Annotated in this window: 9 protein-coding genes and 1 tRNA gene; 2 read left to right on the forward strand and 8 right to left on the reverse strand. The window is 30.2% G+C overall.

Features of this window, described 5'->3' with window-relative positions; translation table 4 throughout:
* Positions 1–131: 131 nt before the first annotated feature.
* The 5 genes from MAG_RS02965 to MAG_RS02985 form a co-directional block, all read right to left on the reverse strand.
* Entirely contained in the window at positions 132–1,097 is a 966-nt protein-coding gene (locus MAG_RS02965; RefSeq protein ID WP_011949739.1) for a YwaF family protein, read from the reverse strand.
* Positions 1,098–1,115: 18 nt separating this feature from the next.
* Positions 1,116–2,474, reverse strand: a complete 1,359-nt coding sequence (gene ffh, locus MAG_RS02970) for a signal recognition particle protein (RefSeq protein WP_011949740.1) — start codon at positions 2,472–2,474, stop codon at positions 1,116–1,118.
* A gap of 21 nt (positions 2,475–2,495) precedes the next feature.
* Positions 2,496–3,311 carry a GNAT family N-acetyltransferase gene (locus tag MAG_RS02975; RefSeq protein ID WP_011949741.1) on the reverse strand — a complete coding sequence of 272 codons (816 nt, stop codon included), beginning with the start codon at positions 3,309–3,311 and terminating at the stop codon, positions 2,496–2,498.
* A gap of 69 nt (positions 3,312–3,380) precedes the next feature.
* Positions 3,381–3,620: a YdbC family protein gene (locus tag MAG_RS02980; RefSeq protein ID WP_013022203.1), complete on the reverse strand. Its 240-nt coding sequence runs from the start codon at positions 3,618–3,620 to the stop codon at positions 3,381–3,383.
* A gap of 165 nt (positions 3,621–3,785) precedes the next feature.
* The gene (locus MAG_RS02985; protein WP_011949743.1) at positions 3,786–4,787 is read right to left on the reverse strand and encodes a nicotinate phosphoribosyltransferase; all 1,002 of its coding nucleotides are present in this window, start codon (positions 4,785–4,787) and stop codon (positions 3,786–3,788) included.
* 219 nt (positions 4,788–5,006) lie between these two features.
* Between MAG_RS02985 and MAG_RS02990 the strand changes: the two genes are divergently transcribed.
* Positions 5,007–6,191 carry a phosphoglycerate kinase gene (locus MAG_RS02990; RefSeq protein WP_011949744.1) on the forward strand — a complete coding sequence of 395 codons (1,185 nt, stop codon included), beginning with the start codon at positions 5,007–5,009 and terminating at the stop codon, positions 6,189–6,191.
* A gap of 53 nt (positions 6,192–6,244) precedes the next feature.
* Here the strand turns inward: MAG_RS02990 and MAG_RS02995 are convergent.
* Positions 6,245–6,318, reverse strand: a tRNA-Gly gene (locus MAG_RS02995).
* A 1,208-nt stretch (positions 6,319–7,526) separates the two neighbouring features.
* Positions 7,527–8,885 carry a M17 family metallopeptidase gene (locus tag MAG_RS03000; protein WP_011949747.1) on the reverse strand — a complete coding sequence of 453 codons (1,359 nt, stop codon included), beginning with the start codon at positions 8,883–8,885 and terminating at the stop codon, positions 7,527–7,529.
* Positions 8,886–9,000: 115 nt separating this feature from the next.
* Between MAG_RS03000 and mnuA the strand changes: the two genes are divergently transcribed.
* Positions 9,001–10,215: a membrane nuclease MnuA gene (gene mnuA / locus MAG_RS03005; protein WP_011949748.1), complete on the forward strand. Its 1,215-nt coding sequence runs from the start codon at positions 9,001–9,003 to the stop codon at positions 10,213–10,215.
* Between the two features lie 54 nt (positions 10,216–10,269).
* Here the strand turns inward: mnuA and MAG_RS03010 are convergent, their stop codons facing one another.
* A complete protein-coding gene (locus MAG_RS03010; RefSeq protein WP_011949749.1) occupies positions 10,270–12,315 on the reverse strand; it encodes a 5'-nucleotidase C-terminal domain-containing protein in 2,046 nt (681 codons plus the stop codon).
* Positions 12,316–12,381: the final 66 nt, after the last annotated feature.

The raw sequence follows: 12,381 nt of genomic DNA on the forward strand, positions 1-12,381 counted from the left end.
CTTGCTGTCCACCTTACAATAATATGCAGGTTGGCTTGCATCATAGCTAGCAAAGCTCCGCAACTCTATATGCTATTTGTTGTAAAAATTATTTTATATTAAAATGTAAGATAGCAAAGCGAATTGCTCAATTAATTTGTGCTGGTAGCAAATTCGTCTTTTTTAGGTTTTTTATCTTTTTTGAAAAATTGTTTCATTGACTCTTTGTAACTTGCTCAAAACTCAGAGCGAGTGGTGTAAGCTTTAATTTTTCCTTCTACTTTGACAATGTGTAATTTGACAAAAAGAGCTCAAATGGCAACAAATAATACTGTTAATACAATGCCTAAAAAAATGAAAAGCAAGATATGAGTTGGTCAAGCCATTACTTTACCAAATTTTTCATATAAATCATTATTTTCATTAAGACCTAAGTATCAATAATTTGATTTTCAGCTTGGATCTTTTGCATATGTATCAAGAGCAAAATTTAAACCAAACATTACTAAACAAAGTACAACAAAGAATGCAATTGTTTCAACAGTTGTTTTAAATGTGTATTCAAATTTAGAAATCGCAAATAAAATAAATGGAACAATAAATGAATAAACATGAAGTAGTAAATAATCTCAGAATCAGAAGCTATCAGCACCTGAATATTCACCCATTGATGGTACAAATAGAGCAGAAATTGCACCAAAAACGCTTAAGAATCCGAAGTATTTAATTAAATCAGGTCGATTAATAATCATTGCAATTGACAAGAAAATAACCATAAGCCGGCAAAAATGAAGGGGCAATACCTCGAATTTAAATGCATAATCAGTATATATAACAATTCCTATTCTTGCTAGTATTCCTAATAATGACAATATCCCAAAAAGTCTTCAAAACAGCACTTTTTGCATAAACATTATTTTTGTAGCTCTTGCATAATCTTCTTTAATTACACGCCTAAATAAGCTTATTAATAACGAAGCAACTAATGTTGCTGCTACAAAAGATCAATAAATTGATTGCGACAAAAGCGCACCATGGTTGTTTTTAAATGCCAAAGTGCCTTCAATATATTTTTCGCTAAAAAGTCTAGGAACTAGAAAATTATTAATTGCTTTCATATATTTCCCAATTATATATTAAAATCCACCAGAGCCAAAACCTAATTTATTAAGCTCAGAGAAGTCTCCACTCTTTACTCTTTTAGCCATTTCAGTCATATTTTTTGACATCTGGTCAAAGTCATTTAAAAGCTTGTTATACTCTTGCGCACTTCTACCTGAGCCTTCCATAATTCTTTTCTTTCTAGAAGCTTGCTTGAGCAATTTAGGATTTTTTCTTTCTTTAAGCGTCATTGAGCTAATTAATATTTCATAAATTGCTAATTTTCTTTCTGCTTCTTCAATTTTTTCAGGATTAATTTTGTTGGCTAAACCAGGAATCATTTTTAAAATTTTGCTCATTTTTCCAAGTTTTTTAATTTGCATTAAATTATTCATTAAATCATCAATTGTAAAATTGCCACGTAACAGTTTTGCCACCATATTATTAGCCATTGATGGGTCGATAACTTCTTCAGCTTTTTCAATTAAGCTCATAACGTCGCCCATGCCTAAAATCCTATCAGCCATTCTGTCTGGGTAAAATAGATCTAGATTGCTAATTTTTTCACCAGTACCAATAAATCTTATTGGTAATGATAAAACTTTAGAAAAACTAAGTGCAGCACCACCACGCGCATCAGAATCGAGCTTTGTTATAACTGAGCCAGTTAATTTTAATCTATCATTAAAAGTGCTTGCAACATTAATAATATCTTGACCACTAAGTGCATCAGCTACAAAAAAGACCTCTTGTGGCTCACTAATGTTTTTTAATTCTCATAATTCATTCATTAAAGGTTCGTCAATACTCAAACGACCTGCAGTATCAATGATAATAAGATCATTTTTATTTTCTTTTGCAAAGACTAAAGCATCTTTAACTATTTCTTGTGCAGAAAAATTAGTGCCTTTTTCAAAATAATCAACTTGTATGCCTTTAGCTAGTGTCACTAATTGTTGCACAGCAGCAGGACGATAAATATCAGCAGCAACTAAAAGAGGTTTTTCAATTTGGTTTTTCTTCTTTAGAAAATAAGCAATTTTGGCACAAGCTGTGGTTTTACCACTACCTTGTAGCCCAGTCATCATGATAATATATGGCTTTTTTGTAATTTCAATTGGCCTAACTTCTTTGCCTAAAATGTCAACTAGCTCATTGTGCACAATTTTAATCATTGTTTGTTCAGCATTAAGTGTGCCAACTAAATTAGCACTAAGTGCTTTTTCTTTAACATTAGCCACAAAATCTTTAACTACCTTTAAGTTAACGTCAGCTTCTAGCAAGGCCATTTTGATATCTCTAGTTACACCTAAAATATCTTCTTCACTAACAACAGTTTTGCTAGCCATTTTTTTAATAGACTTTTGTATTCTGTTTTCTAAAAAATTAAGCATATTTACCTCTTTTTTTAAGTGCTACTCATTCATGACTGAAATTGTATATAAATTACCGCAAGGTATAAAACCTATTCTGTGATAAATTCTTCCGGCAGCAGGATTGTGATAAAAAAGCATTGCAGTCTTTTTTTCATCATTAATAATATGATTTGTTAAAGCAACTACAGTTTTAGTAGCATATCCTTTGTTTCTATATTCATTTAAACAATAAACTCCGCCTATTAAAACTGAATCATTTGTTTTAATAGCAACTAATGCATTAGCAACTACCTTGTTGTCTTTTTTAATAATAAAAGGATCTAAAATGCCTTTTTTATAGGAGTTTTGGTAACTTTCCAATTCTTTTTGATAACTTGAAGTTAGTAACTTAAATTCACCAATTTGCATTCTAGATTCAACAATTTGCTCTAAATCATCATACTCAGCCCTTTTTACTTCCGATAAATCCATATCATTAATGCTTTTATCGCAGTAAGCTAATTCTTGATGATTTACTTCATAGACTTCCTTATTTTTTTCAAAATAAGCAGCATAATGGCTAAAGATTTTATCACTAATATTAATTGTTTTAATGTTATGCTCTTTAACTAATTTCTCTAATTGCTCAATTGTTATTAAGTTAAAAGGATCATAAATTAAAAGTGTTTCATAGTAAATTAAAATTACACAATTAACCTTATTATCATCTTTATTAACAAACACAGGCATAAACTCAGCATCAAGCCCAAATGCTTGAATATCACCAATAAAAAAGAAGTTAAGCAACTTATCATTATTTAAAAAGCTAAAAATATCATCTAAATCTTTAGCTACTGCTTTCGATAATTTAAACATACTTCTCCTTTTGTTAGAAAAACAAAATATTCCTTATGAAGGAAAAATTAAATAAAAAGAATCATAAATTTATTTATCAGCTAATTCAGTGATAAGTAAGTCTCTTAAATTTTTTAACTCTTCTAAAGTTAATGTAATGCCCTTGCTTGAACGAGAGTGATCATTATTTCAGTCTCTAATATCGTATTTAGCTTCTCCACCATTTCATGAAATAAGATTCAACTCTTTTTTATAGCCGCCAACTGTAGTTGAAATCTCACCAACATAACGAACAATTTCATTAGAAATTTGAGGTTTTTTGTAAGCCATATAATCTCCTATATATGAGTATTAGTTTCTAATATTTTTTATCTTAATATTAATATTATACTTAATAATAAGACTCTTTTGTTTTTAATAATTTGCTTCGCTTATATTTAGAGCTATTAAAAAATAGCTGCTTTTACTAAAATGGCTGTTTTATAGTACCATAAGCTAATTATAATCAATTAATTTACTATTAGGACGATACATCCTGCCTTCTTTAGCTTCATTATTTCCATTTAATAAAACTGCATCAGCTGAGAAAAAGCACTCAAACTTAAACATTGCTTGACCTACTCCATAAGAATCAACTGGGGCTTTGGCTTCTTCAAATTTTCTAATTTTTTCTGCACTAAAGCCAGATGAAACAATGATTTTAACATCCTTAGCACCTGCTTCATCTAAAGCTTTTCTTAGCCTTTTAATCATCTCAATGTTAACACCATAATATTCTTTATTATCAGGCTCATTGTCAAACATTTTATCCTTCATATTCTTTGAAGTATCCACCCTTACACCATAAAGGCGGTTGCCTAATTCCTTAAATGATTCTAATGACTGCTCAATTACATTATTGTGATAATCAACTAGTGAAATAATTTGGTCTCCAGGTCAAGTTTTTGCATATGCAGCCATTGCTTTAGCAGTATTACCAGCAAAATTTTGAATCAAAATATGTGGCACTGAACCAAAAGATGAGTGTGAAGGATTAACATTTTGAGCATCCGTTGACATTGCACTTACACCAGCTATTGAAACAGCCTTGCCGTCAATTACTTGCAATAAATAATGATCAGCTCTGTCGCCCATAAATATAATTTCCTTGCCATTAGCGGCTTTAACACACTCATATGCATTAGTTGCTATTGATGTGCTTCTTGTTAAAATTCCATCAATAATGCCTTCATAAATGCCAAAATCTTGGTAGTGACCTGTTAATTCTAGCGCTACCTCAAATTTATTCATTACTGAGCCATCTTTAAGATATCTAATCTTATATTTTGATGTATCTGTGTGCTTTTCTAAAAACTCTAATGCTTCTTCCATCCCAGCTAGCAGTGTATTATCTCTTCTTTGAAAAAACTGCAATGTTATTATGTTATCTGGGTTTTCTGTTTTTAATATTTCATTAGTTTTATGGAAGTATGCAGAAATATATTTATTTATATCCATAGCTATTGTTAATCCTTATCTTAATATTTAGTCTTAAATATAATTATATATTATCTGTTAATTAAACTATAAGTTGACTATAACTATGAAACAGCTTTATAAGCTCTTTAGTGCCTTTTGTTTCCTAAATTAATTTCATATTAGTACTCATAGTAAGACTAAAGCGCAAAATATAATTTATAATAATATTAATTATCATTCATTATTAAAAGGACAAATATGAAAAAAAGTATTGATGATATCAAGTTTATGGGCAAAAAAGTTTTAATGAGAGCAGACTTCAATGTACCAATTAAAAATGGAGTTATTACTTCAAATAAAAGAATAGTTGCAGCAATACCTACAATTAAGAAAATAATTAATGAAGGCGGAAAATTAATTTTAATGTCACACTTAGGCAGAATTAAAAGTGCTGAAGATATGGTAAAAAATGATTTATTCCCTGTTTCAGTTGAACTAGCAAAATTGTTGAATAAGCCTGTTTTATTTGTGGATTCGACAAGGGGCATTGAATTAGAAAATGCAATTAACAGCTTGCATAATGGTGATGTTATTTTGATGCAAAATACTCGTTATGAAGATATTAACGAAAAAGCTGAGAGCAAAAATAATCCTGAATTAGGCAAATATTGAGCTTCATTAGGCGATGTATTTGTTAATGATGCTTTTGGTACAGCACACAGAGCTCACGCTTCTAATGTTGGCATTGCAAGCCACATTAAGCACTCAGTTGTTGGCTACTTGATGCAAAAGGAAATTGAATCGCTTACAAAAGCAATTGAAGCGCCTGTACATCCTTATGTAGCTATTATTGGTGGTGCTAAAGTTAGTGACAAAATTAAAGTTTTAGAACACTTAATTCCACTAGTTGATAAGATGATAATTGGTGGTGGCATGGCTTATACCTTTAAAAAAGCGCTTGGCTATACCATTGGTACATCAATTTGCGAAGATGACTTCTTGCCTTTTGCTAAAGACTTTTTAGAAAAAAACAGCACAAAAGTTATTCTTCCGGTTGATAATGCATGTGCTAAAGAATATGCTGACGTTGAGCCAGTTTACTGCGAGTTAAATATCCCTGAAGATCAAATGGGACTAGACATTGGCCCTAAGTCAATAGCGCTATTTAAAGAAGCTTTGGCTGGTGCTAAAACTGTTGTTTGAAATGGCCCAATGGGTGTGGCGGAATTTAATAACTTTAGTGCTGGAACTCTAGAAATAGCTAAAGCTATATCAGAATTAGATTCATGCTACTCAGTAGTTGGTGGTGGTGATAGTGTTGCTGCAGTGCAAAAATTAGGTATGGAAGATAAATTCTCTCATGTTTCAACAGGTGGCGGCGCTTCATTAGAATTCCTACAAGGCTTGGAACTTCCTGGCATAAGTGCAATTGAAGATAAATAATAAAAGTGTAAAAAAATGCTGTTTTACAGCACTTTACGGTATTTAGAAATATATGGAGCAAATGAGGGGAATTGAACCCCCGTATCCAGCATGGCAAGCTGGTGTTCTACCATTGAACTACATTTGCATAAGCAATATAATTTTATACTAAAAATATGTTTTGCAAAATATTTTTTGATGATTATTCGTTAAATAAGAAGGCATAAATTAATATCCATTATGATATGAAACAATTCCATAAATATATAAAAAATTTGCCAAAAATTATTGTATGTCTTTGAACCCTAAATTTCGGTATGAATAATTTAATATAATTAAATTATAGAGAAGGGAAGAATTATGCATAATTTAAATTTATCCATGCAATCATGTTTATGAACCTTGTTTCAGCTAAAATCTAGCAAAAAGCGAAATGTTACGATTGCTTTTACACTGTTATCACTAATTACTATATTTGCCTTTTTTGTAATTGATTTAGTGCTTCAATCAATTGATTACATACAGTATTTTGAAGTTAACTCAAATGGCATTAAAATTGATTTTATTCAAAGCAGTTTGCTTATTCAGCGCTGAAGATTGTGTTTATCATCTTATTTTGCATTATTCATTTGTTATTCATACTGCCAACAATAGTCAAATTAATAATAAACACAAATGATTTTGAAAATTCTAAAAAATATTGCTTGCCAAACATATAAAAGAATCATATGTAGAAAACAAAAAGATTTCTTTATTATTAATTGCTCAATTTTGAGTTGATTGGTTCTGATACTTAACATACATAATTATTATGTTTGTGAATTTTGCAAGTCTACAAGTTATACGTTATACTTCAGATTTTAATAATAATTATCCAGATCCAATTTTGTACGGAATTAATTTGGTTTTCTCTATTAGTTTAATTATTAAATTCTTGATAATTGATAATCTAATTCCACTTATATACAATAAAAAATCTCAATACACCGTTATCAATGGCAATTTAGCTAACTACTTGTGGCTATGCATAACATGAATTTCCAGCTTTTTATTCCTCATTATAACTACTACTGCAGGAGTAAATTTAAAATTAATTCATTGAGTTTTTATTTATTCAGCGCCAACAATCATTAGTCCATTATTATTAATAATTTTATATTTTGCCAAGGCTACCTACATAATGGTGGTAAATAAAAATAATAGAAACATATTTACTTATTTATCAGCATGATTAATTCTTTTTAGATGTGAATAAGTTAGATTGTTTTAGTATGTAAAAAAATGAATGCCCAGACATTCATTTTTTAATTATCCTATAAAACAGGCTTGTTGGTAAAATCTTCATCATACACTAACCTATTTTTGAATAACAAATTCAACTAGTGTATCAACTAAAGCACCTAATGGTTTACCTTTTAAATCAGCTGTTCCCGCTACATCGCAATGTATATAAGGAACATTGTTTGTAAACTGTTTTAAAAACATTGCTGCTGTGTTTGAATCAGATAATTCATCATTATTATAGTTATTTAAATCTGCCACAATGCTTGCTTTATTTGGTTCATGAAAATCTTCGTGTAATGGCATTCTTCAAACTTTTTCTTTAGCTATCTTAGCAGCTTTTTCAAATATACTTCAGTTATTGTCATCAGTTGATCATATTCCAGAATAACTCTTGCCTAAAGCACTTAAAATTGCCCCTGTTAGTGTTGCAACATCCACTAAGCAAGTAGCATTAAGCACTTTTGCACCGTAAAATAGACCATCAGCTAATACTAATCTTCCTTCAGCATCAGTGTCAGTAACTTCTACAGATAGTCCTGACATTGATTTATATACATTTTCTGGAAGTGAAGCATCACCATTTGTTCTATTATCAGTTATACACATAACTGCAGCTACATTTTTCTTAACATTAAGCTCAGCTAAAGATTTTAAAGCATAAGCTACAATTACAGAGCCAGACATATCATACTTCATACCTTCCATATGATATCCTTTAGTATTTACACCTCCAGTATCAAATGTTATACCTTTTCCAACAAGCACAATTTTTTCATCTGAATCAGGATTGCCGTTATACTCTAGTACAACAACTCTAGCCTCGTGAGTTGAACCTTTATTAACTGATAAAAGCAAATTCATACCTAATTCTTGAATTTTGCTTTTATCTAAAACTATAACTTTTACATTTTTAATATTAGAAACATCTACTATAAAATTTGCCAATGATACTGAATTACAGTAGTTTTCGGGCATAACTTGTAAGTTTCTGCACTTGTTACGATTATTGGCGATAACTTCAAATTTGTGCGCTAATTCTTTGTATTTTTCATCATTAAATAAAAATGTGAAATTGCTTTTAGCTGCTACTGATTTCTTAAGATTAAATAATGAAGCTTCATGAAATATGATTCTTGAATAAAATGCTTTGATAACATCTTCAATGCTAAATATTTTTTTAGCAAAAGAGTTAATATCAATTTGATATTCTCTCTTTCTGCCAATAATATTGTTGTCTATTAATTCAACCAAGTCATCATAGCTTTCTAATTTACTTGTTAGATAAATATATGCAACATTTTCATTATGAAATTCAGTAATTGCACCATAACGCTTGCTTAAAAAATTATATTTATCACATTTATCTAATTCTTCATATTGTGCTATCAATAGCATCTTTTCGTCTCTATTTGTTAAATAATATTTTGACATTTTGTGACCTTTCATATTAAACAATAATTCTATTATAAGAAATTTAGGCCGATTTACATATAATTTGCACTTAATCTATTAGTTAAATTATAATAGAGGATATAATTAAATTGTTATGAAAAAAGTAAAGTGAATTTATACATCAGCGGGGATACTAACTGCTGCAGGATCTTTAAGTGCTTCAGTATCTTGTTTTATACCTTTTGGTGATAGTGATAGTTCGAAAATAACTATTTCTAGTTCTACCAATACCCCTATAAATAAGGCACAAAATGATAATATATCAGGTGGACTTAATAGCGCAAATTCAGGCGCATTCAAAGATATAAATATTTGGCTTTGAAATGTTTTAAATTATTCACCATCATCTCTTAGTTCAGCCTACTTTAAAACTCAAGCTTTAGCTTCAGTAATTGCCCAACAACACTATGATTTAGTAGGATTGGTCGAATTAAAGGGTAGCAATACCACTCATTTAGATGAGTTAATAAAACTATTAAATGAGCAAAGCAAGAAAATCTCATCGCTAGATAGATGAGCTTACAGAGTTTCCGACAAATATCTTTCTAATCCTAGCTACAAAAAAAGTGGCGAAAGTGAATTTGCAGGATTTTTATATAAAACAAATAAATTAGAACCAATTCAATTTAATGATGGCTCTATTGGAAAAATATACAAAAAAGATAACCCAGAGTTTAAAGAAACTCCTTTTGGCGGTAATGTAAAACACTATTTAAGACCTCCATATGGAATGAAATTTAAAATCTTAAATAACAAACTAAAAAATAATGACTTTACTTACATAATAGGTCACTTTGATAGCCCCGGTGTTAAAAAATCGACAACTGAGGTTGCTTCTAGAGGAGCCGGCTCATCAGAATTAAATGAAGCACATAACCTTCAATACGTATTTGACTATTTTAATGACTTAGACGGAGAAAACGAAGACTTGTTTTTTGCTGGTGATACTAATATAAAAGCAAGCAATCATAATGATGCTTTTAGCTGAATTGCTAAAAATGCAATCTACAAAAATGTTTTTGAACCCACAAGTGAAAACAACACTTCACTTAGCACTTCATTTAATAAATATGCTAATTCATATGACAAGATAATCCATCGTTCGAAACTAAAATATAGCAATCCAAAAATATTTAAACTATATGACTTTGTTAATAATATTTTTCTTTATAAAAATATAAATTCATTGACTGATTGAATAAATTATGTTAAGTCATCATCAAGAAAAACTTATAAATCAGACTATGGATATATAAGAAGCGGAATTTCAGACCACTCACCAGTAGGATATACAGTTTTATTCGAATAGTGCTATAAAACAGTCATAAACAAAAAGCAGGGCGCCCTGCTTTTTTTATTTTTATTACTTGGTGTGTTTAACTTCAATGTTCTTTTGCTCTATGTCTTTATAATTTTCAATCTTGCGTTTTCCAAATGGATTTGTTGATTCTTTTGATGCTTCTTTGTTTGTAATAAATTGACCAAATTTAATGTAGCTTTCTAAAATGTCTCCACCTTCAAATACACTTTTTGCCTTTTCAGGGTGTTTAACATAGTCAAGCATTTCATAGCCGTCACCGCCAATTAAAATAAAGTCATTTGTAACAATGTAATAATCTTTGTTTTTATCAACTGCTTTGTCGTTTATCTTTACACTGTTTTCGTCTAATTCATAGACAAATTTGTCGCCTTTAGTTTCTTTAAAATTAATGTTTGCTTTAACATTATGTGAATATTGAGCATATGCTCCTGAGAATACTTTTGAAGCTCCATGCTTCATAGCCTCAAGTAAAACGCTTCCTTTTACTTGAACAGCAGCAATTCTATTACTAAAAGGTGAAATTCCTAAAAGATCAGCTCTCTTAATATCTCCAGATTGAGTGTCTTGACGCAAACCACCACCATTTACTAATCCAATAACATTATCATCACTAAATTGAACTTCTTGTCCATTGACTTTAGGTTTATTTTCAATAAAGTCATAAACAGCAGCATCAGCAGCAAATGTACCTAAATTAGTTTGTTGTGCTCTTCCTCTTCAGATTGGGATTTCTCTCTCGCCACCGCCTGGCTTAATCTTCACTTCTTCAGTGTGCTTAAATTCAACACTTGACTTAAACACAACTTTATCATTAACAGCATCAAACTTTTCTTTTAGTTTGCCAATCATATCTTTAATAGATTGAATTGAATTTTCCTTACCACCAAGTAATTCAGTGTACTCAATTGTTCTTAAGTGTTGTTTAACTTCGCTAACTTTTCCAGTTTCAGAATCAACAACTAAATCTAATTCACTTAAGTATCTTGTGTAGCACTCTGCTTGAGTTAAAAATCCTTTTTCTTCATCTTTACGTTCAATATCAACTCTTGTGTGTGAATGGCCGTCAAGTACTAAATCAACACCTTCAACATTTTTAGTAAATTCTCTTGAATCTCATCTTGTATCAGGTCTATTAACTCCTAAGTGAGTTAAAGCAACTATGAAATTAACACCCTTAGACTTTAACTCTTCCACAGTTTTCTTGCCTGATTCAATAGGATCTAAGAAAGTAACATGAACTGAGTTTTTAGGATTACTTGTTCATTGTGTATCAGGAGTAGTAATACCCATAATACCAACTTTGATTCCTGAATCTAGTGTTTTAATAATGTATGGAGTAAATACTTTTTCATCCTTAACAGCTAACTTGCCATCTTTTGTCTTAATTTTTTCACTAACAGCTTTTTCATTTCATACAATGTTAGCTGATAAAAATGGCATCCCAGCAGTTTCTCTTTCAATATTGAACATATGTTCTAAACCATAATCAAATTCGTGGTTACCAATAGCTACTGCTTGATAATTCATTTCTTTAGCAACTTTTGAAATAGTTAATCCTTTGTCTGAATCTGATAAAGGAAGCCCTTGAATTAAGTCACCTGCTGAAAGTAATAAGTCTCTGTCAAAGTCTTTATTTAAAATTTCAGCTAGCCCTTGCATACCTGAATAGTTGTTAAACTTACCATCATCAAACACTAAACGGCCGTGTTCATCATTAGTGTGAACGATTTTAACAACTTGTGTTTTAAAGTTCTTTTGAACCTTCTTTAGGTTCTTAAATTCATCATTAGCTTTTTTCCTTAAGTCCTGTAAAATAGGAGTTCTAGTCTTAACTCATGCATCTTTTTCAGCTATTAATTTTTGTTTTTGCTCTTTTGAAATATCTTTAGCATTAATAGCTTTTTTCTTTTCAACTAATGCCTTAACGTCTGATTCAACTGCATCATTAAATTTCTTAAAAGCATCTTCATAAGCTGCTCTAGCTTTAGCAACTTTTGCTGGTGAAGAAACTCCACAAGTAGCGGCAATTGTTGGAATAGCTGCTAAAGTAGATATTGCTCCAAGACCTAAAATAAATTTTCGCTTCATAATCCCTGCCTTTAATTTATATAAATTTTCATTAAAAAATTTATATGTATAAATTCTAAACAACTT

Source organism: Mycoplasmopsis agalactiae PG2 (assembly GCF_000063605.1).
GTDB lineage: Bacteria > Bacillota_I > Bacilli_A > Mycoplasmatales > Metamycoplasmataceae > Mycoplasmopsis > Mycoplasmopsis agalactiae.